The sequence below is a fragment of the Mucilaginibacter sp. L3T2-6 genome, assembly GCF_030519355.1.
In the GTDB taxonomy this organism is placed as follows: domain Bacteria; phylum Bacteroidota; class Bacteroidia; order Sphingobacteriales; family Sphingobacteriaceae; genus Mucilaginibacter.
The window spans coordinates 43,382-69,566 of sequence record NZ_JAUMKC010000017.1 but is presented as its reverse complement, the minus strand read 5'-3'; the positions used below and the strand labels follow the sequence as shown (position 1 = coordinate 69,566).

The following is a 26,185-nucleotide window of genomic DNA, read 5'->3' as shown; positions in this document are numbered from 1 at the left end:
AATCATCTAAATCAATAGAATCACCGAAAGTAATTATACCGTCTTTAAATCATGCCCGCTTAATATCAAAACGATAATAATAGCGCCCAGCACAATACGGTACCAGCCAAACAGCTTAAAGCCTTTCTTCTCCAGGAAAGTAATAAAGGTCTTAATGGCCAGCATGGCGATAACGAATGCGATAATATTGCCTATCGCCAGGAATTTGATCTCATCGCCGGTAAAAACGTGGCCTTCTTTGTGAAAGTCCCATAGCTTTTTGGCAGTTGCGGCAAACATTGTAGGAACTGCCAAAAAGAAAGAAAACTCTGCTGCCGCTGTGCGGGTAAGCTTTTGCGCCATACCGCCCACAATGGAAGCCGCAGAGCGGGACGTCCCCGGGATCATCGCTAAACACTGAAATAAGCCAATGATAAAGGCCTTGGGATAGCTGATATCTTTTTCTTCGGTTACGACAGGTTTATTAAACCACTTGTCGACAAATAATAAAATAATGCCGCCGACAAACATGGTAACACCTACGGTTAATGCGCTTTCTAACAACTGGTCTATCTTCTTGCTGAATAAAAGGCCGAATATCGCCGCTGGCAAAAAAGCTACAAAAAGCTTGTAGTAAAAGTTCAGCGACTTAAAAAACCGTTTATAATACAGCACCACTACCGATAAGATGGCGCCTAATTGTATGGCTATAGTAAAGAGTTTTACAAACGGGTCGGATGCGATATCCATTACCGACGAGGCAAGGATCATGTGGCCGGTGGATGAGATCGGCAAAAATTCGGTTATCCCTTCGATGATAGAAAGAATAATAACGTGAATGATGTTCATGATTGGGGTTGAAAAAGTTGCAGGGGTTATAAAAGTTGTAATGATTAAGCGCGCAAACGGCTGTGAAACATTAACTGTGAACTATTAAATTACTTAATCAACCTTTACAGCCTTCTTAAATATTGCAAAAAAACCTATTGCAAAACCACCTAAAACCACAAGCGGGGCAATTACAATTTTAGTAGTGCTGTAAATATCCGTATTGCCCGACATCAGTATAAAGCCAAATGCCACCACTGCAATGGCGATGATAAATAAACGATAATTTTCTTTTCCGAAAACAAAGGTCGTAGGCCTCGCATCGGTTGGTTTAGCCGCCGGCCTTGCAGCGCTTGTAGTTTTTATGGGCGTGCCCGGTTTATTTTGCTGTGCCATATCTTTTAATTGTGAATTGTCGAATTAGTGATGGGCCCGTATGGCGATGTTATAATCTTTCGCCTTTAAGCTTTTACCTTTCACCTCCTCTACCTGTATAAATTGTATATTTTTAAACGTAAAAACTTGTTAACTGCCAGATAGGTACTGAAGCCCGAAATAAACACCCCGATCCCCACTATCGCCACAAATATCAGCCCGAATTCTGTATAATTTCTAAGGATGATCAGATCGGGTATTTCTTTATAGGCTAAAGATAACGTACCTACCAGTATCAGGATGGCGATCAGGGCGCCCAAAAGGCCATGCCATATACCGTAAAGCATAAATGGCTTGCGGATAAACCCTTTAGTGGCGCCCACCAGTTGCATCGACTTGATTAAAAAACGCTGTGAGTAGATAGCCAGCCTGATGGTGTTGTTGATCAGCGCAACTGATAACAGAACGAAAATAGCGGCAAATACCAGGATAATTAAACTGATGGTGGTGATATTCTCATTCATCTGGTCTACCAGCGATTTCTGGTATTTTACTTCTTTTACCAGCGGGTTACGCAGTAACTCTGCTTTAAATTTTTCAATATCAGTGTTATTGGCGTACTCTGCTTTCAGGTAAACATCCAGCGACTGCGATAGGGGGTTATAACCCAAAAACTTCACAAAGTCTTCGCCAAGATCCTTTTGCAGGTTGCGGGCGGCAAGCTCTTTGCTAACATATTGGGTTTGTTTTACCATTTGGCTGCCTTCCAGTTGTTTTTGCAATTGCAATACGTCGCTTTCATGAGCGGCGTCGTCAACAAACACGTTCAGCACAATATTTTCCTTCACATAGCGGCTCAGGTTATTCGCCTCAACCAAAATCAATCCCAGCAAACCTATCATCGACAGGACCATAGCAATGCCGAAAACGGTAGATATGTATATCGTTTTGGTTTTTTTGGCCGATGCGCTTTCTTCAAATTCTTCCATGCTGGTGTGTAGATTTGAGATGTAAAACATGTGATCTGAGACGAATTCTCTCAAACACAAGCCTTTCCACCTTAGTTATTCCGCGAAAATAACAAACCTTAGCCTAAAGGTAAAAGTTTATCTGTGATTATTGTTGATGCCCTGCCGAAACCGGTGCAGTTTTAACAAAATTTAACGAAACGGGTTTGCAGGAAAGCTGGTACTAATATTTTAATAACCTTTCCATCGTCTCCTCCAGCCTTGCCTTTGCCAGAAACTGCTCTTCCAGGGCTTTACTCATCGGAATAGCGGTATCCAGGCTGGCGCAGCGCATAACAGGTGCGTCCAGGTATTTAAAGCATTGTTCCCCAATGTGGGCGGCAATTTCACTGCCAAAGCCGTTGGTAAGGGTGTCTTCGTGCAATACCAATACGCGGCCGGTCTTTTTCGCGCTGGCTTCAACAGCTTCTTTATCCCATGGCTGCAGGCTGCGCAGGTCAATAATTTCGATCGATTTATCCGCGTGCTTAGCAGCATATTCCATCGCCCAGTGCACGCCGAGCCCGTAAGTAATAATGCTGGCATCGGTACCTTTTTGTATCGTATTGGCTTTTCCTATCTCTACGTAATAGTCGCCATCTGGCACCTCGCCGCTAATGCTGCGGTACAGGTATTTGTGCTCAAAATATATTACCGGGTTAGGGTTGTCTATTGCAGCCATCAACAGGCCTTTTGCGTCTGCCGGAAAGGCGGGATAAACCACCTTCAGGCCCGGGGTTTTGGTAAACCAGGCCTCGTTACTCTGCGAATGGAAAGGCCCGGCGCCCGTGCCTGCGCCAGCCGGCATCCGCACCACCACATCAACCGGCTGTTCCCAGCGGTAGTAAGTTTTAGCCAGGTTATTCACAATCTGGTTAAAGCCTTCGGTTACAAAGTCGGCAAACTGCATTTCCATCACTGCCTTATAACCGTTTATGGCCAACCCCATTGCGGCCCCCACAACACCCGATTCGCAGATAGGCGTGTTACGCACCCGGCCGCGGCCAAATTCCTCTACAAAACCCTGTGTAATTTTAAAGGCGCCGCCGTATTCGGCAATGTCCTGGCCCATTATCACCAGGTTTTCGTATTTGCGCATGCTCTGCCTCAGGCCGTCGGTTATGGCATCAATATAGCGCCGCGAAAATGTTGTAAAGTTGGCGGGCGTAACCGGCGCGCTATGGGGCTTATACATGTCCGCCAATTCGGTTTCGATATTGGGGATGATGTCCGGCTCGCTGAAAGCTTTTTCAATATCGGCTTCTATCTGAGCGGTAAACTCCGCCCTCATTTCCGGCAACCAGTCGGGGCGCAATACACCTTCGCGCAGCAGCCAGGCCTCAAAATTCTGTATCGGGTCTTTAGCCCGCCAGGTATCAAACAATTGCTGCGGAACATATTTAGTCCCCGAGGCCTCCTCATGTCCCCGCATCCTGAACGTCATACATTCCAGCAAAACCGGGCGGGGCCTTTCACGCATATTTGCTGCAATTTCGCTTACGGTATGGTATACTTCCAGCAGGTTATTTCCGTCAATGCGGCGGCCTTCCATGCCGTAGCCAACGGCTTTGTCTACCAGGTATTTGCAGTTATATTGTTCACTTATCGGGGTTGATAAACCGTAGCCGTTGTTCTCTATCAGGAATATAACCGGTAACTTCCATACGGCGGCTATGTTTAATGCCTCATGAAAATCGCCTTCGCTGGTGGCGCCTTCGCCCGTAAATACGAGGGTAGCCCGCTGGCGTTTACTCAGTACATCCGCCAAAGCAATTCCATCGGCAAGCGCCATCTGCGGACCAAGGTGCGATATCATCCCGATGATCTTGTACTCCTGCGTACCGAAGTGAAATGAGCGGTCGCGCCCTTTGGTAAAGCCGGATGCCTTGCCCTGCCATTGCGCCATCAACCGCTGCAAAGGTATTTCACGCGTAGTAAATACCCCCAGGTTACGGTGCATCGGCAAAATATATTCGTCCGCATTCATAGCCAGGGCGCTGCCAACGGCAATGGCCTCTTGCCCGATGCCAGAAAACCATTTGCCTATGCGCCCCTGCCGCAGCAGGATCAGCATCTTTTCTTCCACAAGGCGCGGCCAAAGCAGTTTCTTGTAAAACTCGATCAGCTGGGTATTACTTAGGTTTTTCCGGTCGAATTTCATATGGCAAAACTACAGAAGTTTTTTATTAGTTATTGGGGAATGGGCATTAGTCATTGTCAGATTATTTTTTGTACCGCGACTTTATGGCCGCGTATCCATACCATACCCGTTAACTTAAGAAAAATCCCCTTTAGCAGCGTATCAAAGCCTCACCTAAATCCTCCCCGGTTGGGAGGGCTTAAAAAATTGTGCCTGAGCGCCAGCTAAAGTCTCCCCAACCGGTGAGATTTCGAGGGGGCAATACGTACAAATGTAGTTAGTTAACGGGTATGGTATGCGATACGCCCTGGCCCGCTAAACAGGCAAGCGCTAATTGATTATTTACGAAAACGTATGCAATACGCGCCAACCTCAGCATCCGGAAAAGTGTTAAATTTTAACAGAAATCAACTTTTATTTGTAGTTTGAGCGTATTATTGTTTTTACGTTGCAATAAATCGCTAATCTTTTCATTACTTCGTTAACGGAAACAGTTAGCCCGAATAACCAGTACCCATGACAAAAAACAGACGCACCCCGCTTATCCTTTTAGTACTTGCAGCAGCCATAGCCATATCAGCAACCACGCACGATATCTTCCTGATGCCCGAAATGTTTTTTATGCATAAAGGTGATAAACTGAACCTGCATTTGCTGATCGGCGATTTGTTTGTAAAGGATGCAGAGATACCGTATCAGCCCGGAAAAACCAGCAAGTTTATGCTGCACAACGGCTCAAAGAAAATAGATCTGAAGCCAATGGCGAAGGACAGCGCAGCGCCGGTTTTGAGCTACGAAATGAACAACAGCGGGCAGTCGCTGATCGAGATGACCCGGAGTTACGAATTCAGCTTTACCTCGCGCGATGCCTACGCAGACTTTTTAACCAACCAGGGTCTTGACAAGCTGGCAGAAAAGGTAAAAAACGGCAACCAGTTCAGGGTGAAAGAAAAATATACCCGCTGCCTGAAAACCCTGGTATCGGTTGACGATAACGATGGCAATGCCTACGAGAAGGATCTGAAACAGGATTTTGAGTTTATCCTTAAGAAAAATCCATACAGCAGGAAATACGGCGATGATATGATTGCCGTGCTCAAGTTCAAAGATAAGCCGGTTGGATCGGCTTCTGTAGGCCTATACATCAAAACCACCACGGGCAACGTTTACACGCAAACGCTTACTACCAACGGCGATGGCGAGGTGGTATTTAACATGAGCCGCGAAGGAATTTATATGCTGCGCAGTGTGCGCATCGAGCCAACCAAAGATAAAGATGCCGATTATGAAAGCTGGTGGACCTCCTACACCTTCCCGTTCAGCAGCTCGGACGAATTGCCGAACACCTATAAGGAATTTGGTTTCGGAAATAAACATTAAGAGAGAGGTTAGAGATTAGAGATTAGTAAGAAAAACGGCTGGTGTACCGCGCTCTTCCCTAACCTCTGATTGACCAGTCTCTGATTAATTAATCCCCAAACTCATTCTTCTCCTTATACATCCGGCTGAATGATTTCTCAGCAACCTTTGGCATCTCTTTATAATGTCCCCAGGTTTTTTTAAAGAAGGTGCGCAGCATGATGTTTTTGGTGCGGCCGCTTAAAAAGTCGGTAAGCTTGCGGCTGAGCATGCCCTTTTTCCAGGCCGACCAGCCCCATTTTTCTTTGTTAGTTACCAGGTGTTCCTGAACGGCATCGCGGCGGTTCAGCAGCAGCATCTTATGAATTTCTATTTTTACCGGGCAAACCTCCGTGCATTTTCCGCAAAGGCTGCTGGCGTAGCTTAAGTGCTTAAACTCGTCCATACCGGCCATGTGCGGTGTTATAATGGAGCCGATAGGTCCGCTGTACGTGGTTTCATAAGTATGTCCGCCAATGTTTTTATATACAGGGCAGGCATTTAAACAGGCTCCGCAGCGGATGCAATACAATGCCTGTCGCTGCTCTTTTTGCGCCAGCAGATTAGTCCGGCCGTTATCCAGCAGCACTACATACATTTCTTCCGGGCCATCCGTTTCATCGGGTTGGCGCGGGCCGCTTAAAATGGTATTGTAAACCGTCAGGTTTTGACCGGTACCATGGGTAGCTAATAATGGCCAGAATAAATCCAGGTCGGCTATCGACGGAATGAGTTTTTCAATCCCTACGACAGCAATATGTATTTTAGGGAACGACGTGCTCAAGCGGGCATTACCCTCATTTTCTGTAATGGCAATACTGCCGGTGTCGGCTATCAAAAAGTTGCCACCGGTAATACCCACATCTGCCTGCACATATTTTTCGCGCAGCAGTTCGCGGGCTTTTTGGGTGAGCTGCTCTGGCGTAAAATCAATCGGAGTGCCGAATTTTTCATTAAACAATTTGGCAATGTCTTCTTTTGAAAGATGCATGGCCGGCGTAACAATATGGTAAGGCCGCTGCCCAAGCAATTGCACAATATATTCGCCCAGGTCGGTTTCCAGCGATTCGATATGGTTTTCCTCCAGGAATTCATTCAATTGAATTTCCTCTGTCGCCATCGACTTCGACTTTACAACTGTTTTGGCCCCGGCCTTTTTGATGATGTTAAGTATTTCGCGGTTAGCTTCTTCCGCATCGTTGGCCCATATTACCTTACCGCCGCGTTTCTGGAAATTGGCTTCAAACTCCGGCAACAGCTTATCCAGGTTCTCCATCACCTTCCATTTTATGCCGTGGGCCTTGCGTTTCGCATTTTCAAGGTTTACAAATCTCGACAGACCTTTATCAACTGCACTATCGTATTTACCAATATTGTAATTGATAATACGGCGGTGATCCATGTCGAACGCCTTTTCGTTAGAGGTAGCCAGGAATTCTTCAGCAGTATTTCCCATAAATGCGAAGTTAGGGAATTTGTTAATTAAGTGCGTACTGCTCTGTCTGTTTTAAATTTTCGACGTTGCGATACCCTGTCAAAACAAATCAAAATAAAAAGGGACAAGCGCTACGCTCATCCCTTCCCTATTATTTAACCGGGTTAACATAATCAACCCAATCCAAATTAATTGGAGTTACTAACTTTAAATCAATTCACTTTTCCATCTACCACGGGGCGTTTGTCGGCATTTGCCAGATCCCAGGCAGTGTAGAATACCAGCTGCGCACGTTTGGCCAGCAGCGGGAAGTTTATTTTACTTACTTCGTCGCCGGGCTGGTGATAGTCTTTGTGCACGCCGTTAAAGTAAAAAATGATTGGCACACCGTGCTTTGCGAAGTTGTAATGATCTGAACGGTGGTAAAAGTCATTAGGATCCTTAGGGTCATCGTACTTATAGTCCAGGTCCATTTTGGTATAAGTATTATTGGCATTCTCATTTACTTTATGCAAATCAGTGCTCAGCATTCCTGAACCGATCACGTATACCGTGTTTGCAGAGTCTGCTTTACCCGCATATTCTTCGCCAACGCGGCCAACCATATCGATATTTAAGTCGGCAATGGTTTTTTCCAGCGGGATCACCGGATGATCAGTATAGTATTCCGATCCCAGCAAACCCTTTTCTTCGCCAACATTACCTAAAAACAGGATGCTGCGTCTTGGCCCGTGTCCGTCTTTTTTTGCTTTTGAAAATGCCCTCGCCAACTCCATCACTGCTGTTGTGCCTGAGCCATCGTCGTCGGCGCCGTTGTTCACTTTGTCAGCACCGTCCGGGTTTAGCCCGATATGGTCATAATGCGCCGAAATTACCAGTACTTCATCTTTTAATTTAGGATCGCTGCCTGGTAAAAAGCCCAATACATCAACTGCCTTAACATCTTTGCTCACCGTTTTAAAATCTATTTTAACATCGGCTTTAATAACCTGTGCACTGCCGGCCGCAGCCTTAATATCAGCATAGGTTTTACCGGTTGATTTTACCAATTGATCTGCCATTGCGGTAGTGATCCAGATAACCGCTGGCGATTTCTGCGCCGGTTTAGTGTCATCCTTTTTAATACCGATGCGCGGGGCGGTAATGTAATTTTTGAATTTCTTTAATACATCGGCAATTTCGCCGTTTGCCGCTAATACTGCGGCAGGGTTTTTAGCCAGGATATTTTTTAAAACTGCAACACGCGCCGGAGAGCCGCGGAAGCCTGTATTAGCCGGTTGACCATTTTCCGGTTTATCTTCGTTCACCCATAAAACAACCTTGCCGCTTAAGTCGGTGTTACCTAATTCAGCTTCGGTGCCGTAGCCTACAAAAACTATTTCGCTTGCATCCGCTGTCCATTCGTCGCTTGTTTTGTAAGCATAAAAATCTGTTCCGCTTTCAAACGTTTGCCCGTTTGCTGTAAATGAAACTCTCGAGGTTTTTTCAGACAATGGCACGTCAAAGAAATACGAACCGTTAACTATTGGCTGCAGGCCAACAGACTTAAATTCGTTGGCGATGTAATGGGCAGCTTTGTCTGCGCCGGGCTTGCCGGTTTCACGGCCTTCATACTCATCAGATGCTATAATACTCAGATGTTTTTTTGCCAGTTCGGGGCTCACAATCTTCGCGTATTTCATTGCGACCGGATTTTGCTGAGCCATGGCGCCGGTTACCAGTCCGGCCAAAATAAATGGTAATACAATTTTCTTCATTTGATAATGATTATGGGTGAAAAATACCGAATAAGAATCGATTAAAAAAGTAGCGACAGCTTAGGCCGTCGCTATAGGTGAGTTTCGCACATTCGTAAATCCGTGGGGGTTTATTATTTTTTGCCATCAACCACCGGGCGTTTATCGCCGTTGAGCAAATCCCATGCGGTATAAAACACCAGCTGTGCGCGTTTGGCCAGCAGCGGGAAATTGATTTTGCTTACTTCATCGCCGGGGCGGTGGTAATCTGCATGTACGCCGTTAAAGTAAAAGATGATCGGTACACCATGCTTGGCGAAGTTATAATGGTCTGAACGGGTGTAGAAGCTGTTCGGGTCATTTAAATCATCATATTTATAGTCCAGTATTAAATGGGTATAGGTTTTATTGGCCTTTTCATTTACGTTATGCAAATCCGTGCTTAACATGCCCGACCCAATAACATAAACATAGTTTGATGAGTCTGCCTTGCCAATATATTCAGTGCCTACGCGGCCAATCATATCAATGTTAAGATCGGTGATCGTTTTTTCCAGGGGAATAACCGGATGGTCTGTATAATACTGCGAACCGAGCAGGCCTTTCTCTTCGCCAACATTACCCAGGAACAGGATGCTGCGCCTGGGGCCATGACCGTCTTTCTTTGCTTTTGAAAAAGCAGTGGCTATCTCGATGATACCTGTGGTTCCGGAGCCATCGTCGTCAGCGCCATTGTTTACCATATCTTTCGAGCCTTCGGGCATTAAGCCAATGTGGTCATAGTGTGCTGATATAACCAGCACTTCATCCTTCAGTTTTGGGTCGCTGCCAGGCATAAAGCCGAGTACATCAACGGCCTTAACCGGAATTTCTTCGGTTGCGTATGAAGTTTCAATATCAGCAGCTACTGTCTGCGAAGCAGGTTTTCCTGTCTGATCAATAGCGGCTTTCAGATCAGCTATGGTTTTACCTGAGTTTTTCAGTATCATATCGGCAGTCTCTACCGGTATGGTATAAGTTACGGCTGCTGCCGGGCCGTCCTGTTTTAATGTCATTGGCAGGTTTCTCGGCGCACCGCCACGGTTGCCGCCGGCTCTTCCGCCGCCCATGTTGGTTGCTACCGCCAAAATCAACAGCGGCTTTTTGCTCTGTATAAGCGCCATGCGCTTCCTGCTGCGTGGTCCGCTCCAGTCCGACAGCTTTTCAGTTCCGCTGATGCGCGATTTACCATTATCCATTGGCTCACCGCTGTTAAGGTACATAACCACTTTGCCGGTAATGTCTACCCCGTTAAGGTCGTTATAATTGTCCGCGCCGATGCCGTACCCTATAAACACAACATCTTTGGCATTAATAGTCTGGGTACCCGCGCCACGACCGGCAAAAAAGTCTTTGCCGCTGACCAAAGCTGTTCCGTTAACGGTGAATGAGTTCACCTTAAAAGAATTTTGCACAACAGGAACATCGTAAAAATACGAGCCGTTCACAATCGGCTGCAACCCTAAAGCTTTAAATTGGTCTGCAATGTAATGAGCGGCCTTATCGGCGCCCGGTTTGCCGGTTTCGCGGCCCTCAAAAGCATCGGACGCGATGATGTCCAGGTGCTTTTTCGCCAGATCGGCTGTGATGATCCGCCCGTACTTTACGGCAGTTTTGTTTTGCTGTGCACAGGCGCTTGTCACCAGGCCAAGTGCTGCAAGAGTTAGTAAGGTTTTATTCATAATGTTTGGTCAGTTTCATCGTTGGTTTTTAGCTGATGGTTCATGGCCGGATGCGTGGTGCGCCAGTCGCTTTCCTAACGATGGGCGATACCCATCGCTGACGGATTTAACCCTTTCATGGTATTTTGCTTACTGCAGTCGTACCGGGAAATTGTCCTGCGGCTTTCACCATAAATCGGTCATCTGCTAATAGCACAGGCCCAAGACCGTGCTGAATTATGTCGCAACTTTAGGGCTTTTATCAACTGAGGTTGGCCAAAAACCTTTCGCCCTTCACTTTTATCCTTTCACTTATCCCTAACAGGCTATTTTATTTACCCTGTTGGCATGCCGCCCCCCTTCGAACGCTGTGCTTAGAAATATTTCAACTATTTGTTTTGCCAGTTCTATCGAAATATGACGGGCCGGGATGCAAACGATATTTGCATCGTTATGACTGCGGGCCCGCTCGGCCAGTTCTTCATTCCAGCAGATGGCGGCGCGAATGCCCTGGTGTTTGTTGGCACTCATAGCCACGCCGTTGCCGCTGCCGCAAACCAGTATGCCAAAATCAAAGTCGCCGCTTTCAACACCCAGCGCTACTGGGTGGGCGAAATCGGGATAGTCTGCCGATGCATCGGAATAAGTGCCGAAGTCTTTTACTTCATTTCCGGCAAGTGCTTCAATTAATTGTTGTTTGTAATCAAAACCGGCATGGTCGGCGCCGATGGCAATTTTTAGCCCCTTGTTCATATGTTCAAATCTAATGATTATTGTAAGCGGCGAAGGTAAAATTTTTGTGGGAAAGCACAGCGCAGATTTAAAGGCCAGATGTTGAATGAAAGAACCCTTAGTGCGGGTGAACAATGATGAGCCATTAAAAAAAGGCCCTGTAATTTTTCAATTACAGGGTGCTTTGATTTGTTTTATCTGTCAGCATCGCTTTTAACAGCGCGTCATCTGCGCCAAGCATATGCGATTATATGTTCATTAGTTCTTTCTTAGCGCGGCGTTTTTCAACTACACCGGCTACCACTATGCTAAGCTCATATAAAACGAACAATGGTATTGCAACTACCGTCATGGTAAGCGCATCGGGGGTTGGTGTAACTACGGCGGCAATAATCAGAATAACAACAATGGCGTACCTGCGGCTTTTGCGCATAAGTTTTGGCGTCAAAAATCCCAGGCTGGCTACTATGTATACCAAAATTGGCAGCTGAAAAACTACGCCTGTAGCAAGGGTTAGCGTAGCAACGGATGAAATATAGGAATCGATGCTAAACAGGTTTTGGATGGCATCGCTTACTTTATATCCCGCAAGAAACCGGATGGATAGCGGGGTGATGATGAAATAACCAAACATAACCCCCAGTAAAAATAACAGGGAAGCATAAAAAACGAATCCGCTGGCAGCTTTGCGCTCCTTTTCGTGCAGCGCGGGCTTAATAAAACGCCATAGCTCCCAAAACAAATAAGGTATGCCCAAAATCAAGCCGATCATTAATGATGAGTTGATTTGCAGCGTAAACTGTCCGGCCATTTCCGTGTTAATCAGTTTTACATTTATACTGTCGACACAGAAGTCTTTGGCCTTGAACAGCGACGGCAATATACCTTGTAAAAAATCGCCCATGCCGCACATCATCCGGTAAGCCCAAAATGATGTGTGAGTTGGGGCCATGATAATACCAGTAAATATATCGTCGTAATAAACAAATGCAACAACAGCAAATACCACAATGGCCAGGGCAGCGCGTATTAAATGCCACCTTAGTTCCTCCAAATGCTCAAAGAACGACATCTCGCCGTCCAGCTTGTTTCCTTTATCCTTGATAGCCTGTACTATCTTTTTGCCAAAGCCCATGGTTTAAACTAAAAACCGGGCTTAAAAGCCCGGGGGGTAATTTCGTATTTATAAAAACGCAGTTTTGTTTACTCGGAGTATTCAAAGGTCTCCATAAACTTCGTGGTAAAATTACCGGCCCTAAAGTTAGGGTCTTTCAGTAATTTCAGATGGAAAGGTATGGTGGTTTTTATCCCTTCAATAACAAATTCACTTAATGCGCGCTCCATGGTGCTTAACGCCTCCTCGCGGGTTTGCGCTACCGTGATCACCTTAGCGATCATCGAGTCGTAATTTGGCGGAATGGAGTAGCCCGCATAAACGTGCGTATCCACCCTTACACCATGGCCACCCGGCGAATGAAAGTTGGTGATCCGGCCTGGCGACGGACGGAAGTTATTGAATGGATCTTCAGCATTGATACGGCATTCTACGGCGTGCATTACCGGTTCGTAGTTTTTGCCCGAGATAGGGATACCTGCGGCAACCTTTATCTGCTCTTTAATCAAGTCGAAGTTGATTACTTCTTCGGTAACCGGGTGCTCTACTTGTATTCGGGTATTCATCTCCATAAAGTAGAAGTTGCGGTCTTTATCAACCAAAAACTCAATGGTGCCGGCACCCTCATATTTAACGGCTTTAGCGCCTTTTATGGCTGCGTCGCCCATTTTTTTGCGCAGCTTTTCGGTCATAAACGGCGAGGGCGATTCTTCCACCAGCTTCTGGTGACGGCGCTGTATAGAGCAGTCGCGTTCGCTCAGGTGGCAAACCTTGCCAAACTGATCGCCCACCACCTGTATTTCTATGTGGCGCGGGTCTTGCACGTATTTCTCAAGGTACATGCCGTCGTTGCCAAAGGCTGCGCCCGACTCGGCACGCGCGCTGTCCCAGGCATTTTCAAAGTCTTCGTCTTTCCAGACAATGCGCATGCCGCGGCCACCGCCACCGGCAGTTGCTTTCAATATAACAGGATAGCCTATCTTTTTGGCAATACTGATTCCTTCAGCAACACTGTTTAACAAGCCTTCGGAACCGGGGATACATGGCACACCGGCTTTTTTCATCGTTTCTTTAGCCGATGACTTATCGCCCATGGCATTAATTTGAGCAGCAGTGGCGCCAATAAATTTGATACCGTAGTCAGCACAAATGGCTGAAAACTTAGCATTTTCAGAAAGGAAGCCGTAGCCAGGATGTATGGCGTCGGCGTTGGTCAGCTCCGCTGCCGAAATAATATTTGGGATATTTAAATAAGAGTCGCGGCTGGCAGGCGGACCAATACAAACGGCTTCATCGGCAAAACGTACGTGAAGGCTGTCGCGGTCGGCAGTTGAATATACAGCTACGGTTTTTATACCCATCTCTTTACAGGTGCGAATAATTCGCAGGGCAATTTCGCCGCGGTTAGCTATTAATATTTTTTTAAACATAGTTTCGATTTGAAAATTTGGCGATTTGAAAATTTGAAGATGAAAAAGTCATTTTCAAATCTTCAAATTAACCCATCTTCCAATAAAATTTACATCGGTTCAACCAAAAATAACGGCTGGTCGTATTCAACCGGCGATGCGTTGTCAACCAGTACTTTTACAATACGGCCTGAAACTTCCGACTCGATCTCGTTGAATAATTTCATTGCTTCGATAATGCAAAGCACGGTGCCTGGTTTTATCTCGTCGCCAACGTTTACAAATAATGGCTTTTCAGGACTTGCCGACCTGTAAAATGTACCGATCATAGGTGATTTCACAGTAACATAGTTCGATGGTTCAGCTGCCGGTGCTGCAGCAGGCGCAGGCGCCGGTGCGGCCGCCGGTGCAGGGGCAGCAGGAAGCAATGCAGCTTGCGGGGCAGGCAGATAGCCGGTGTCCGGTATAGTTGCATTCACCACGGTTTGAACCTGGTTGGTTTTGATGGTGATTTTAAAGTTTTCCTGCTCTATCGAAACTTCGTTTACGCCTGATTTAGAAACGAAGCGTATAAGATCCTGAATTTGTTTAATATCCATGCCGGGTTTAATTGGTTTTGATAAAGATAAAGTTATACGTTAATATGCAAATATGCCAATCCTAAATGCGCCACCGATGTGCGAATGTGCGGATATGCAAATGTGCCGATGTCTCAATTAGGTGTTAAAATGTATTTAATGAACAATATGTTATTGTTAATGTTCCGTTCGCTGCGCAAATATATAAACTTATAACGGCTGGATGTGTTTTTTTCATCCGCACATTCGCACATCAAAAAATTCAGACTTCAATCAATATGCCCATTTTAAATATATCGAGCCCCAGGTAAAGCCGCCGCCAAAGGCTGCTAAAATCAGGTTGTCGCCTTTTTTAAATTTGTCTTCCCACTCCCACAAGCACAGCGGAATGGTGCCATTGGTTGTATTCCCGTATTTTTCAATGTTGATAATCACTTTATCGGGGGTTAAACCGGTGCGGTTAGCAGTGGCATCTATAATACGCTTATTGGCCTGGTGCGGAACCAGCCATGCAATATCTTCTGATTTCAGGTTGTTTTTTTCCATTACCTCGGCGGCAACATCGGCCATATTGGTTACGGCAAATTTAAATACCGCCTGGCCTTCCTGGTACGCGTAATGCTCGCGGTTATCAACGGTTTCGTGTGATGCCGGCCGAACGGAGCCGCCTGCCTTTTGGTGCAGGTAGTTTACGCCTACGCCGTCGCTGCGCAGTATGGAATCAATGATGCCGTTACCTTCGTCGTTTGGCTCGAGCAATACCGCCCCGCAGCCATCGCCAAAGATAATGCAGGTAGCGCGGTCCTGGTAGTTAGTAATCGACGACATCTTATCGCCGCCTATCACCAATACTTTTTTATGCTTGCCACTCTCGATAAATTGCGAGCCGGTGGCCAGGCCAAACAAAAAACCTGAACAGGCCGCCTGCAGGTCCCAGCCCCAGGCATTTTTTGCGCCTATTTTATCGGCCAGTATATTTGCCGTAGCAGGGAATACGCGGTCGGGCGTAGTAGTGCAAAAAATAATGAGGTCGAGTTCATCGGCGGTAATGCCGCGTTTTTGCAGCAATGCGTTAACTGCCGGAACGGCCAGGTCTGACGTACCAAGGCCTTCGCCTTTTAATATTCTTCGTTCTTTAATACCGGTGCGGGTGGTTATCCACTCGTCGTTGGTATCTACCATTGTTTCCAGCTCCTGGTTAGTTAATACATAGTCGGGAACGTAACCGTGTACAGCTGTAATAGCAGCATGAATTTTACTCATTTCTATTTTCTTACAGTAAAGTATTTTCGAATGTGCAAATGTGCGGATTAATAATGTGCGGATGAAAAAATCAACTTATTTATTTGTCGCAATTCAAATATGCAAATTTTCTGTTATTCGCACGTCCGTATATCAATAAGCCCATTTTAAGTAAAGCGCACCCCAGGTAAAGCCGCCGCCAAAGGCAGCCAATATCAGGTTATCGCCTTTTTTAAATTTACTTTCCCATTCCCACAAACACAATGGCAAAGTTGCATTAGTGGTATTTCCGTATCGCTCAATATTTATAGTTGCTTTTTCAGGGTCGATGCCTGTTCGGCTAACGGTTGCGTCAATAATACGCTTATTTGCCTGGTGCGGAACCAGCCATGCTATATCATCGGCTTTTAAATTGTTGCGTTCCATCACCTCGGCCGACACTTCGGCCATGTTGGTCACCGCAAATTTAAACACAGCCTGGCCTTCCTGGTAAAGATAATGCTCGCGCGCATCAATGGTTTCGTGCGATGTTGGTTTTACTGATCCGCCTGCTTTCTGGTGCAGGAACTGAACACCTGAGCCATCGCTTTTTAAAACAGAGTCGATAACGCCGTTGCCTTCGTAGTTAGGTTCCAGCAAAACAGCACCGCAACCGTCGCCAAAAATAATGCAGGTCTGCCTGTCCTGGTAATCAATCATCGACGACATTTTATCACCGGCCACTACCAGGACCTTTTTATGTTTGCCGCTTTCAATAAATTGTGAGCCTGTAGCCAGGCCAAACAAAAAGCCGGAGCAAGTGGCTTGCAAGTCATAGCCCCAGGCGTTTTTAGCGCCAATTTTGTCAGCCAGTATATTTGCCGTAGCGGGGAATACGCGGTCGGGAGTTGTGGTACAGAATATTATCAGGTCGATTTCGTCAGCGCCAATACCGCGCTTTTCCAGCAGGCCATTAACCGCCGGAACGGCCATGTCTGACGTACCAAGGCCTTCGCCTTTCAGTATCCTGCGTTCTTTAATACCGGTACGGGTTACTATCCACTCGTCGCTGGTATCAACTATCGTTTCCAGCTCATGATTGGTTAGTATATAATCGGGGACATAACCATTCACAGCCGTAATAGCAGCATGAATTTTATTCATTCAAATATCGTTTACTGGAAAGCCAGTTTTATTTTCTCGGTCAGCGCTGTCTGCACCATATCGCGGCAAAGCAGCACCATGTTTTTTATGGCTTCGGCGTTTGATATGCCGTGGCCAACTACAACCGGCGCATTTACACCCAGGATAGGGCTGCCGCCGTATTGCTCATAGTTAAATTTATCGAAGAAGTCGTCCTTAATTTTTTTCTTGCGCGATATCGTGTAAAACGATTCGGCAAATTTCAGCATCACATTGCCGGTAAAGCCATCCGTAACAAATACATCGGCCATGCCGCTAAACATATCGCGTCCTTCGGCATTGCCCACAAAGTTAAACTGGCCCGACTCCTTCATCAGCGGATAAGCTGCCTGGCAAAGCAGGTTGCCTTTCTCCTCTTCTTCGCCAATGTTTACCAGGGCGACCCTTGGATTGGGAATATTATAAACGTACTGTGCAAACAAACTGCCGAACACGCCAAATTGCACCAGGTACTCCGGCTTGCAGTCGGCATTGGCGCCAACATCAACTAAAATGCCCAAACCTTCTTCAAGTTTAGGCATAATGCTTGTAATTGCTGGGCGCGCCACGCCGGGGATCGCTTTTACGCTGAACATCGCACCCACCAGCATTGCACCGCTGTTTCCGGCTGAGCAGAAAGCATCGATGGAGCCTTCCTTCAGCATTTTAAACCCAACCGATATGCTCGAATCAGGCTTTTGAACAATGGCTTTGGTGGGGTGTTCGCCCATGCCGATCACCTCGGTGGTATGTACGTAGCTGAACTTTTCCGGGTCGAAGTTGTTTTCTTTCAACAGGCTTACCGTTTGCTCTTTGTCGCCAATAAGCACAACTTCCTGACCAGCCGATAACGCATTATGCGCTGCAATTGCTCCTAAAACGGGTGCTTTGGGAGCGTAATCACCGCCCATAATGTCTAAGCCAATCTTCATACCGGAAAATTAAACCTTACGCTACAGCTGCTTTCTCAATCAGTAATTTACCGTTGTAGTAAACGTTACCGTCAACAGTATAAGCCCTGTGAGGCAGGTGTACTGCACCTGTAGTTTTGCAGGTAGTTAAGGTAGGCGCAACAGCTTTGTCATGCGTTCTGCGTTTATCTCTCCTTGATTTGGATATTTTACGTTTTGGATGTGGCATAAAACCTGGTATTTATATTATTTAATGTTTTTGAGCGCGTCCCACCGCGGGTCAGCCTCGTTGTTATTATTATTAGCTGACAGCTTATTCAGGCTTTCCAGCATTTCTTTATCACAGTAGGGTGTATTCCCCTCGTCATCGCATACAGTTATAAACGGCAAAGCAACGTTTATGTATTCATATATCAACCCTGCAATATTGATCTCATGATCATTTTTTGTCAGGATGATGATCTCCTCATCAGCGTCCATATCTTCTTCGCTGAACTTGGCTATCTGCTGCTCGTGTATATCTACCTGTTGCGGATATTGCGCCAGGCAGCGGTCGCAGTTTGCGTCAATCGTGCCTTTTATATCGAAAGTCAGGATGAGCATAGTCTCCTGCTTTTCTAACTCCACCAGGCACTTTAAGTTTGCTTTCTTAACGAGCGAATATTCAAACTCGTCGAAAAAAGCATCACCAATCTCATACTCAAACTGGTGCTTTCCCAGTTTAAGGCCGGTAAAAGGAATCGAATAATTTCTTAGCGATTTCAATGAGCAACAATTAGCCCGCAAATGTAAGGATTATATTGAGAATAGAAAAGTGTTTTTTTAAAAGAGGTTTTGAGCGGATTAAAGGCCATTTTTGAAAACAAGCGCCATGCCTATCGCACATGAATTTTCTATTTTACAATCTGCTCATATCGACCGGGCCGGTTAACTTATCCTGTACTCCTCCAGCTTCCTGTAAAGCGTTGTGAGTCCTATCCCCAATAACCTTGCAGTTTCCGTTTTGTTGCCGTTAGTGCGGGCCAGTATTTTCTGAATATGCTGCCGTTCTATGCTGGCCAGGTCAATTGCATTAGGGTTGGTGGTATCGTATTTAAAATCGGGCGGCAGCAGGTCGGGTGTCAAGACATTATTGTCCGCAAGAATCACAACCCGCTCCATTACATTTTTCAGCTCGCGAATATTTCCTTTCCAGTTATGCCGGCTTAACAGCGCAATAAACTCATCGCTCATCTTTGGTTGCTTTTTCCCTGACTTTGCCGCGAATGCCTCCAGGTAATAGTTAGCCAGTGGCACAATATCCTGCTTGCGCTCGTTAAGCGATGGCAGCGAAATGGTAAATACCGATAGCCTGTAAAATAAATCAAGCCTGAATCTGCCCGCCTCGGCTTCCTTTTGCAGGTCGCGGTTAGTTGCCGCTATTATGCGGATGCTGACCCTGGTAGTTTGCGTGTCGCCTATTTTTATAAAGGTTTTGCTTTCCAGCACACGTAACAGTTTGGCCTGCAGCTCTAAGCTCATCTCCCCAATCTCGTCCAAAAAAACGGTTCCGTGCTGCGCTTCTTCCAACAAACCCTTTTTGTCTTTTACGGCTCCGGTAAATGCCCCGGCCTTGTATCCAAATAGTTCGCTTTCCAATAGCTCTGCCGAAAAGCTGCTGCAGTTTATTGCTACAAAGGGCATCTGCCTGCGCTGGCTTTCATAATGTATGGCCGATGCAAATACTTCTTTTCCTGTTCCTGTTTCACCCAGCAACAAAACAGTAGTATCGGTTGCTGCAACTTTGCGCGCCAGCGAGATAGCGTCCTGTATCGCTTTTGAATTACCGATGATGTTCGCAAACGTTATTTTGGAGGCCGCTTTTGTCTCCTGCTGAAAAATGCGGTATTGTGCACGCCCCTTTTCAATAGCCTGGTTAACCAATGGGATGATCTTGTCATTATCATCGCCCTTGGTGATGTAGTTGAATGCGCCGTTTTGTATGGCTTTAACGCCATCGGCAATGGTGCCGTATGCCGTCAGATTGATAACCTCAACATATGGTTTTTTCTCTTTGATAGTTTTTACCAGGTCTACGCCATTTACGTCCGGCAGCTTTACATCACTCAGCACCAGCAGAACGTCATGTTGTTGCAGCAGTTTCAGGCCTTCCTTCCCGGTAAATGCCTGCAATACGGTAAAGCCTTCCAGAGAAATGATTCTCGTTAACAGGTCATTCAGCTTTTTTTCGTCGTCGATTATAAGTATAGTATCCTGACTTTGCATTCGCGCTGCTTTTTGATACAATATTAGCGCATAAAAGGTGCTTTTATCTATCAGGAACCAAAAATCATCGTGATTTTAACGCAAAAGGCGATTCATCTTCTCATCTGATGTTCGCCTTTGCTGTTTAGCAGTTGTAGGTTATTGCTTCTGATCGTTCGCTTTTTTAGCCGCCTCCTGGGCTTTTTTAATCGAGTCTTGCTGAGCTTTTTTCTTTTTCTTAAAGAAGCCTTTTAATAAAAAGTTATGCTGGGCGGCCTTTAAATCCTCGTTTAGTGTTGAACTGGTTTTATGCACCGTTGCAATGGTTGTTTTAGCCTGCCTTACAGTGCCTTCCAGATCACGCGAAAGCTTATCATTATTCAGAAGGCGGCCAATGCTGCCTTTGCCATTGTTAACCTTGTTGATAATTGATGCCAGGCCCTCCGTCATATCGGCCGCATTATCGGCCACCCTGGTCAGCTTTTTAATAATACGGTCAACGTCCACCGGGTTTACTGATGCAAGCTGTCCGCCGTCCTGAACAGGCGTAGTGCTTTTTACGCCTCCGGGTGCAATCACTACCAGTTTGTCGCCCATCAGGCCATCGCTGCCAATGCTCAGCTTCGAATCAGTTTTAATGAATTTTTTTACATCGTTATTCAGGGTTAGGTCAACCCGTACGGTGCTGTCATTAACTATGGTAATATCTTCAACTACCCCTATGTTAATGCCGGCAAAGCGTACATTGTTACCCACCTGCAGGCCGTTCACATTTTTAAATGTGCCGTACACTCCAAATGTGGAGCTGAACAGGTTTTTTTGATTGCCTATAAAAAAGATGCCGAGGATAAGCACCACCAGGCCCAAAAAGGTGAATATGCCTATTTTTATTTTTTGTGATGCTGTTGCTTTCATGGTATGTCTGCAAAATATGATTTAACAATTTCGTCTTTTGATTGATGCAGCTCGTCGAAGGTTCCTTCGGCTACATATTCGCCATCGTTCATAATCACCACTCGGTCCGAGGCTATGCGCGCGCACTCCATATCGTGGGTGATAATGATCGAGGATGTTTTTTGTTTTTTCTGGATTTTTAATATCAGGTCGCTGATCTCGCGCGAGGTTATGGGGTCGAGGCCCGTTGTTGGCTCATCATACAAAATAATCTCCGGGTCAACAATAATAGTTCGCGCCAGGCCAGCCCGCTTGCGCATACCGCCCGAAAGATCTGAAGGCATTTTGTCTATAGCGTCCAGCAACCCTACGCTGTCCAGGGCTTCCTCTACCTTTTTGTCAATCTCCGCCTGATCGTTCATTTTGAGCACCCTGGTTAGCGGGAACTCCATGTTCTCGCGTACGGTCATCGAATCGTACAGCGCGCCGCTCTGGAAAAGAAAACCAACCCTGATCCGCAGCTCCTTCAGCTCTTTTTCAGAAAGTTCCGATACTTCCTGTCCAAATACCTTTACTGAACCCGCATCGGGTGTAAGCATGCCAACAATGCACTGTATGGTAACCGATTTACCGGTACCCGAGCGGCCGAGGATAACGATATTCTCACCTTTTTCCAGCTCCAGGTTAATGTTCTTCAGCACTTCTTTGCTGCCAAACGATTTCTTTAATCCCTTGATGGAAATCACAGGGCCGGCCGTTTCTTTGGCCTTCGCTGTATGTTCTTTTGCTTTTTCTGCCGTAATTTCCATCTAGTTATAATATAATAAACTGGTAATCTGTACAGCTATCGCATCTATTACAAAAATCCATAGCGATGCGGTAACAACAGCCGAGTTTGCGGACAAACCCACACTTTCCGTGCCCTTGTTAGAGGTAAAGCCCTTGTAACATCCCACAAAACCTATTGCAAAGCCGAAGAATATGGTTTTAATAAGGGCCGGTATAAAATCAGTAAAATCAAGTGCGGCTATTATTTTGGTGAAATAGAGTTTAAAGCTCATACTGTCGCGGATGTTCAGGGCCAGAAACCCGCCGAAAAGCCCGATTGCGTCGCCCAGTACAGACAACAGCGGGACCATAAACGTAGTAGCAAAAATGCGGGTAACCACCAGGTATTGGGTAGGATTAGCCCCGGATACCTCCATGGCATCCAGTTGCTCTGTTACCTTCATACTTCCCAATTCCGCACCTATACTTGATGCTATCTTGCCCGCACAGATAATGGCAATAATTACCGGGCCGATCTCGCGGATAAATGACACAGACAACGTTCGCGGCAGCATACTTGCCGCGCCAAAAGCCACCAGCGTAGGCCGCAACTGCAAAATCAGCACCACGCCCATAATAAACGAGGTAATGCCCACCAGCATCAGCGATTTATAGCCGATCTCGTAACATTGCCGGACAAACTCCGACCACTCAAAACCACCTGCAAAGATGTTTTTGAAAAACTTAAAGAAAAAAGCCACCTGGTCGCCGATGCCCTCAAACCATCTTTTCCAGGCGGGTATTATAACCTCTTCTGCCATAGATAATTATATTGATTGTATTAAAGCAGCTGCGATTAAAATTGTTTGGGGCCGGAGCAAATTTTAATTTTTATAAACCGGATAATGGGGTTTCTTGATGCTGACAAACGGATTGCGCCACCGGTTTTGTGCTGTTGCTTAATGGAATAACAACCAGGCCCGGATTTTGTTTAGAATTGGTAAATGGCTGGTGTGTTGGTTGCTGATAGGTAATAAATAGTTTTTTTATTAAGGAAAAGTAACTTGAGGTATCTCCATTTAAAATAATATAACACGAGAAGATACACATTTAAAAACCGCTGCGGCTCAATTCTTTTGCTGCCGGTAAAATGGCGCAAATATAGCCAGACGGGTATCAAAGCCGGCAGTAGTCAGGCGACCGGCCCGGAATCTATTGCGCATTTGAGCGAGCGGTCTCTCAAAGCTCGCCATTCTGCCACATCATTCAATAAAACATCAACCGGCGGCAGGAAGTGAAAACCCGAATGTGCTTCCTTCGCCAATTGCGCTTTTCACCCAGATCTTTCCTTGCTGCGCTTCTATAAAATCTTTGGAAATGGCCAGGCCCAGACCGGAACCGGATGGGTTTTGGCCGTCGGTTGGTACCTGGAAATAGCGGTCGAACAGGCGTTTCTGGTACTGCTCGTCAATCCCTTTTCCGGTATCCCTTACCGAAAATTCAACTTCGTTTTGGCGGGCAGCAACACGAATTACCACGCTCGACTTTTCGGAGCTATAACGCAGCGCATTCGATAAAAAGTTTACCAGTACCCATGCTGTTTTTTCTACGTCAGCATTTATTTGCGGCAGTTTTGCATCCTTTATAACCTCAAGCTTTACGTGCTTTTGATCCGCCTGGAAACTCACTGATGAAATAGCATAATCTACCACCTGGCCCGGGTCTGCCGGCACAAAATTAAGCTGGATGTTACCTGTTTCTACCTGCGATAGCTCCAACAGCTCACTGGTTATTTTTAACAGGCGCTCGCTGTCGTCGTTAATGTGTTCCAAAAGCTGTTGCTGCTCGGTATTGACGTGGCCTATCCGCTCATCTTTCATTAGCTTCAGGCTCATTTTTATAGAGGAGATAGGCGTTTTCAGCTCATGCGAAATGGTGGCTATAAAATTGGTTTTTGCCTCATCGCGCTCCTTAAACTCGGTAATATTACGAAGGATATACACTTTACCGGCAGAGTTCCTGGCTATATTTAATGGACCGGCCTGGTCATTATTTAAATTAGGCACGCTTATTTCACGTGTTTCGAGTTGAAAGTGGGAGTCTTTCCCTTCTACAACTATTTTAAAAGCTTTCCTGGTATTATCGTCAATGATCGTGCGGAACAGATCGTTACTTTTAGCTATCTCGCCGGCTTGTTTTCCCTCTATTCTATCCGGGCCCAGGTTAAGGATTGCCCTGGCGGCTGTGTTAACAAACAATATCTCCTGCTTTTCATTTACCCCAATAATGGCATCGTGCATCTGTTCGATGATAGTCTCGATGCGCAATTTTTCCGACATAATGGTCGACAGGTTGCTGTTTTCCCAATCATCCAGTTGCCGGGCCATCTCATTAAAGGCGGCGGCCACTTCACCGAATTCATCATTTTTGTCGAAGTGGATACGCTGCTTGTAGTTTTTCTGCCCGATTGCTCTGATGCCGGACAATAAGGTGCTTAGCGGACCGGTTATGATGCCGGGGAAATTTACGCTGAAGGAAAATAATGCAAGAAAGGCGATACTGGCGGCAAAACCCAATATCAGCGTAGACTTGTCGACCGACTTGCGGGCTGTATCGTTTTTTCTAACGATTGCCTGCATGTTTACTTCCTCTATTTTAAGCAAGCAGCGGCGCACCTGTTTCTCTGCTTCCTGCAAATCTTTTTCTGCGGTAGCGGCCGACAGTGCCTTAAATGACGCTTGCAGGCCTTTAACATATCCTGCTTCTCCTTTTTCGGTAATATTACGCGCTTCTTTATCCAGCTGAACATAGAACTGCTTTACCGAAGCGCCGTTAAGCGGCAGCGCGTTTTCGTCCAGAATGCGGCGCATATCGCGGCAGTAGCTCAAGGTTTCGTAGTTGTCCTTAAGGATTACACTGGCGTCGCCCGATATCTGCCGGATATAAAACATCGACATCGCGCCAAAAAACAAAACCACAACAAACAAAAAGCCGAAGCCTAACCGGAGTTTATTTTTTACTTTCATGACAGTATTACTAAATCAATCTCTTTAGCTGCTATATTTTTCAGCAGCTCGTTAAATACGGCAGTCCGCAAAATTACCTGGAACAGGTTCAGGTGCGGCTTGCCTATGCAAATGGTAGTTATCTCGCGTTCATCAGCCACCTTCATAATGGTCTTGGTTATCTCGTCGCTTTTTAATTTAAGCACTTCGGCGCCCAGCTCGGTAGCCAGTTTAAAGTTATTAATTAAATGGCGCTGCTTGTCCAGCTTTATACGCTCCATGCTTTCGCTGCTGCTTTGCACATACAGCACAATCCAGGGTGAGCGATAGTATGATGCCAGCCTCGCTGTTTTCCGTATCACTATTTTTGCGGTCTCTGCATTAGATGATATGCAGGCCAAAAATTTCTCGGGCCGCAGCTTTATCTGTTTGGGTACTTCAATATCTATTTTTCTTTCCAGGTGATGGGCCACTTCCTTCAGCGCGATCTCGCGCAGCTGCAGTATTTTATCATTCTGAAAAAAATTTTGCAGGGCCCGCTCTATCTTACTTTTGTCGTATATCTTGCCACCTTTCAATCTGTCTATCAGTTCATCAGCCGTAAGATCTATATTAACGATCTCGTCGGCCATTTCCAGCACCTTATCCGGTATTCGTTCAGTAATGGCAATGCCCGTTATTTTTTCTATTTCCTCGTTCAGGCTTTCAACGTGCTGTATATTTACTGCGGTAATTACACTGATACCCGCATCTAATATGTCTACCACATCCTGCCAGCGTTTGGTATTTTTACTCCCCTCAATATTGCTGTGGGCCAGCTCATCCACAACCACCACTTCAGGATGCCGGTTAAGTATGGCTTGCACATCCATCTCTTCCAGTTCCTTGCCTTTGTAAAATATTTTACGGCGCGGTATAACCGGCAGCCCCTCCAGCAGGGCGTGCGTTTCAGCCCGGTAATGCGTTTCTATGTAACCGATCTGTATGCCAATGCCGCTCCTTTGCAAGGCGTGTGCCTCCTGCAGCATCCGGTAAGTTTTGCCCACACCGGCGCTCATCCCAATATAAATCTTGAGCTTTCCCCGGCGCGACTTTTTTACCAGGTCAATAAAATCCTTTACCGTATTGTCTTGCATCTTTATCTATCCATCAATGTCGGAGGGGCATATCGCATCCAAATCCGTTAACCTAAGGAAAAAGCAGATACCATAAGCTTCATTCTTGCCTAACCCCAAACCCCTCTCCAAGGGAGAGGGGCTTAAATACCCTGTGTGGTAACCATCTCAGCTTAAGTCCTCTCTCCCTTGGAGAGGATTTAGGTAAGGCTACCCGAAGCGTATGGTTACGCGTTCTTAGCCATTCGTCCAACGCAAGGAAACTATGTTTATCATTAATCTCCTTAGGCCAATAGACATGGCGTATCGCATATAACCCGATCAGATAGCCTGCAACCGCCCTTGCATATCCTAACTTAGATAGCCGCTTCCCATTTAGAGAGCGGCTTAACCGCACATTCACCTGTCCGGTTG

23 protein-coding genes are annotated in these 26,185 nt (G+C 46.1%); 1 reads left to right on the top strand and 22 read right to left on the bottom strand.

The window, feature by feature from the left end; genetic code table 11:
- Window positions 1-33: 33 nt before the first annotated feature.
- From Q3W13_RS17940 to Q3W13_RS17925, 4 genes are all read right to left on the bottom strand, one after another.
- Window positions 34-828: an undecaprenyl-diphosphate phosphatase gene (locus Q3W13_RS17940; protein ID WP_302866108.1), complete on the bottom strand. Its 795-nt coding sequence runs from the start codon at window positions 826-828 to the stop codon at window positions 34-36.
- A 93-nt stretch (window positions 829-921) separates the two neighbouring features.
- Window positions 922-1,203: a DUF3098 domain-containing protein gene (locus tag Q3W13_RS17935; RefSeq protein ID WP_302866106.1), complete on the bottom strand. Its 282-nt coding sequence runs from the start codon at window positions 1,201-1,203 to the stop codon at window positions 922-924.
- Window positions 1,204-1,292: 89 nt separating this feature from the next.
- Complete coding sequence (locus Q3W13_RS17930; RefSeq protein ID WP_302866105.1) at window positions 1,293-2,171, bottom strand: ABC transporter permease; 879 nt, start codon at window positions 2,169-2,171, stop codon at window positions 1,293-1,295.
- A 202-nt stretch (window positions 2,172-2,373) separates the two neighbouring features.
- On the bottom strand, window positions 2,374-4,350 hold the full coding sequence (locus tag Q3W13_RS17925; RefSeq protein ID WP_302866103.1) for a dehydrogenase E1 component subunit alpha/beta: 1,977 nt from the start codon (window positions 4,348-4,350) through the stop codon (window positions 2,374-2,376).
- A gap of 495 nt (window positions 4,351-4,845) precedes the next feature.
- Between Q3W13_RS17925 and Q3W13_RS17920 the strand changes: the two genes are divergently transcribed.
- Complete coding sequence (locus tag Q3W13_RS17920; protein ID WP_302866102.1) at window positions 4,846-5,709, top strand: DUF4198 domain-containing protein; 864 nt, start codon at window positions 4,846-4,848, stop codon at window positions 5,707-5,709.
- A gap of 88 nt (window positions 5,710-5,797) precedes the next feature.
- On the opposite strand, the gene Q3W13_RS17915 is transcribed toward Q3W13_RS17920, so the two are convergent.
- From Q3W13_RS17915 to Q3W13_RS17830, 18 genes are all read right to left on the bottom strand, one after another.
- Window positions 5,798-7,183 carry a LutB/LldF family L-lactate oxidation iron-sulfur protein gene (locus Q3W13_RS17915; protein WP_302866100.1) on the bottom strand — a complete coding sequence of 462 codons (1,386 nt, stop codon included), beginning with the start codon at window positions 7,181-7,183 and terminating at the stop codon, window positions 5,798-5,800.
- A gap of 191 nt (window positions 7,184-7,374) precedes the next feature.
- On the bottom strand, window positions 7,375-8,919 hold the full coding sequence (locus tag Q3W13_RS17910; protein WP_302866098.1) for a M28 family peptidase: 1,545 nt from the start codon (window positions 8,917-8,919) through the stop codon (window positions 7,375-7,377).
- Window positions 8,920-9,032: 113 nt separating this feature from the next.
- Entirely contained in the window at window positions 9,033-10,619 is a 1,587-nt protein-coding gene (locus Q3W13_RS17905; protein WP_302866095.1) for a M28 family peptidase, read from the bottom strand.
- Between the two features lie 297 nt (window positions 10,620-10,916).
- On the bottom strand, window positions 10,917-11,351 hold the full coding sequence (rpiB, locus tag Q3W13_RS17900) for a ribose 5-phosphate isomerase B (RefSeq protein WP_302866094.1): 435 nt from the start codon (window positions 11,349-11,351) through the stop codon (window positions 10,917-10,919).
- Window positions 11,352-11,577: 226 nt separating this feature from the next.
- Complete coding sequence (gene tatC / locus Q3W13_RS17895; RefSeq protein WP_302866093.1) at window positions 11,578-12,465, bottom strand: twin-arginine translocase subunit TatC; 888 nt, start codon at window positions 12,463-12,465, stop codon at window positions 11,578-11,580.
- A 68-nt stretch (window positions 12,466-12,533) separates the two neighbouring features.
- Entirely contained in the window at window positions 12,534-13,874 is a 1,341-nt protein-coding gene (gene accC / locus Q3W13_RS17890) for an acetyl-CoA carboxylase biotin carboxylase subunit (protein WP_302866092.1), read from the bottom strand.
- An 89-nt stretch (window positions 13,875-13,963) separates the two neighbouring features.
- A complete protein-coding gene (gene accB / locus Q3W13_RS17885) occupies window positions 13,964-14,452 on the bottom strand; it encodes an acetyl-CoA carboxylase biotin carboxyl carrier protein (RefSeq protein ID WP_302866090.1) in 489 nt (162 codons plus the stop codon).
- Between the two features lie 252 nt (window positions 14,453-14,704).
- Window positions 14,705-15,694, bottom strand: a complete 990-nt coding sequence (locus Q3W13_RS17880) for a beta-ketoacyl-ACP synthase III (protein WP_302866089.1) — start codon at window positions 15,692-15,694, stop codon at window positions 14,705-14,707.
- A 132-nt stretch (window positions 15,695-15,826) separates the two neighbouring features.
- Window positions 15,827-16,816, bottom strand: a complete 990-nt coding sequence (locus Q3W13_RS17875; protein WP_302866086.1) for a beta-ketoacyl-ACP synthase III — start codon at window positions 16,814-16,816, stop codon at window positions 15,827-15,829.
- Window positions 16,817-16,827: 11 nt separating this feature from the next.
- Window positions 16,828-17,766: a phosphate acyltransferase PlsX gene (gene plsX, locus Q3W13_RS17870; RefSeq protein WP_302866085.1), complete on the bottom strand. Its 939-nt coding sequence runs from the start codon at window positions 17,764-17,766 to the stop codon at window positions 16,828-16,830.
- A 16-nt stretch (window positions 17,767-17,782) separates the two neighbouring features.
- On the bottom strand, window positions 17,783-17,974 hold the full coding sequence (gene rpmF, locus Q3W13_RS17865; protein ID WP_302866084.1) for a 50S ribosomal protein L32: 192 nt from the start codon (window positions 17,972-17,974) through the stop codon (window positions 17,783-17,785).
- Between the two features lie 17 nt (window positions 17,975-17,991).
- Window positions 17,992-18,510, bottom strand: a complete 519-nt coding sequence (locus Q3W13_RS17860; RefSeq protein WP_302866081.1) for a DUF177 domain-containing protein — start codon at window positions 18,508-18,510, stop codon at window positions 17,992-17,994.
- 162 nt (window positions 18,511-18,672) lie between these two features.
- On the bottom strand, window positions 18,673-20,010 hold the full coding sequence (locus Q3W13_RS17855; RefSeq protein ID WP_302866080.1) for a sigma-54 dependent transcriptional regulator: 1,338 nt from the start codon (window positions 20,008-20,010) through the stop codon (window positions 18,673-18,675).
- 138 nt (window positions 20,011-20,148) lie between these two features.
- Window positions 20,149-20,904, bottom strand: coding sequence for an MlaD family protein (locus tag Q3W13_RS17850; protein ID WP_302866079.1), 756 nt, complete (start codon window positions 20,902-20,904; stop codon window positions 20,149-20,151).
- On the bottom strand, window positions 20,901-21,692 hold the full coding sequence (locus Q3W13_RS17845) for an ABC transporter ATP-binding protein (RefSeq protein WP_302866078.1): 792 nt from the start codon (window positions 21,690-21,692) through the stop codon (window positions 20,901-20,903). The genes Q3W13_RS17850 and Q3W13_RS17845 overlap by 4 nt, the downstream gene beginning before the upstream one ends.
- Window positions 21,693-22,472, bottom strand: a complete 780-nt coding sequence (locus tag Q3W13_RS17840; protein WP_302866076.1) for an ABC transporter permease — start codon at window positions 22,470-22,472, stop codon at window positions 21,693-21,695.
- Between the two features lie 456 nt (window positions 22,473-22,928).
- Window positions 22,929-24,677, bottom strand: coding sequence for an ATP-binding protein (locus Q3W13_RS17835; RefSeq protein ID WP_302866074.1), 1,749 nt, complete (start codon window positions 24,675-24,677; stop codon window positions 22,929-22,931).
- A complete protein-coding gene (locus Q3W13_RS17830; RefSeq protein WP_302866072.1) occupies window positions 24,674-25,792 on the bottom strand; it encodes a sensor protein KdpD in 1,119 nt (372 codons plus the stop codon). The genes Q3W13_RS17835 and Q3W13_RS17830 overlap by 4 nt, the downstream gene beginning before the upstream one ends.
- Window positions 25,793-26,185 lie beyond the last annotated feature (393 nt).

Coding starts and splice junctions, on each gene's coding strand:
- plsX (WP_302866085.1), bottom strand. CDS start 17,766: ATGAAGATTGGCTTAGACATTATGGGCGGTGATTACGCTCCCAAAGCA.
- rpiB (WP_302866094.1), bottom strand. CDS start 11,351: ATGAACAAGGGGCTAAAAATTGCCATCGGCGCCGACCATGCCGGTTTT.
- Q3W13_RS17835 (WP_302866074.1), bottom strand. CDS start 24,677: ATGAAAGTAAAAAATAAACTCCGGTTAGGCTTCGGCTTTTTGTTTGTT.
- Q3W13_RS17875 (WP_302866086.1), bottom strand. CDS start 16,816: ATGAATAAAATTCATGCTGCTATTACGGCTGTGAATGGTTATGTCCCC.
- Q3W13_RS17935 (WP_302866106.1), bottom strand. CDS start 1,203: ATGGCACAGCAAAATAAACCGGGCACGCCCATAAAAACTACAAGCGCT.
- Q3W13_RS17850 (WP_302866079.1), bottom strand. CDS start 20,904: ATGAAAGCAACAGCATCACAAAAAATAAAAATAGGCATATTCACCTTT.
- Q3W13_RS17940 (WP_302866108.1), bottom strand. CDS start 828: ATGAACATCATTCACGTTATTATTCTTTCTATCATCGAAGGGATAACC.
- Q3W13_RS17840 (WP_302866076.1), bottom strand. CDS start 22,472: ATGGCAGAAGAGGTTATAATACCCGCCTGGAAAAGATGGTTTGAGGGC.
- Q3W13_RS17915 (WP_302866100.1), bottom strand. CDS start 7,183: ATGGGAAATACTGCTGAAGAATTCCTGGCTACCTCTAACGAAAAGGCG.
- Q3W13_RS17920 (WP_302866102.1), top strand. CDS start 4,846: ATGACAAAAAACAGACGCACCCCGCTTATCCTTTTAGTACTTGCAGCA.
- Q3W13_RS17855 (WP_302866080.1), bottom strand. CDS start 20,010: ATGCAAAGTCAGGATACTATACTTATAATCGACGACGAAAAAAAGCTG.
- Q3W13_RS17905 (WP_302866095.1), bottom strand. CDS start 10,619: ATGAATAAAACCTTACTAACTCTTGCAGCACTTGGCCTGGTGACAAGC.
- Q3W13_RS17880 (WP_302866089.1), bottom strand. CDS start 15,694: ATGAGTAAAATTCATGCTGCTATTACAGCTGTACACGGTTACGTTCCC.
- Q3W13_RS17845 (WP_302866078.1), bottom strand. CDS start 21,692: ATGGAAATTACGGCAGAAAAAGCAAAAGAACATACAGCGAAGGCCAAA.
- tatC (WP_302866093.1), bottom strand. CDS start 12,465: ATGGGCTTTGGCAAAAAGATAGTACAGGCTATCAAGGATAAAGGAAAC.
- rpmF (WP_302866084.1), bottom strand. CDS start 17,974: ATGCCACATCCAAAACGTAAAATATCCAAATCAAGGAGAGATAAACGC.
- Q3W13_RS17925 (WP_302866103.1), bottom strand. CDS start 4,350: ATGAAATTCGACCGGAAAAACCTAAGTAATACCCAGCTGATCGAGTTT.
- accC (WP_302866092.1), bottom strand. CDS start 13,874: ATGTTTAAAAAAATATTAATAGCTAACCGCGGCGAAATTGCCCTGCGA.
- accB (WP_302866090.1), bottom strand. CDS start 14,452: ATGGATATTAAACAAATTCAGGATCTTATACGCTTCGTTTCTAAATCA.
- Q3W13_RS17830 (WP_302866072.1), bottom strand. CDS start 25,792: ATGCAAGACAATACGGTAAAGGATTTTATTGACCTGGTAAAAAAGTCG.
- Q3W13_RS17930 (WP_302866105.1), bottom strand. CDS start 2,171: ATGGAAGAATTTGAAGAAAGCGCATCGGCCAAAAAAACCAAAACGATA.
- Q3W13_RS17910 (WP_302866098.1), bottom strand. CDS start 8,919: ATGAAGAAAATTGTATTACCATTTATTTTGGCCGGACTGGTAACCGGC.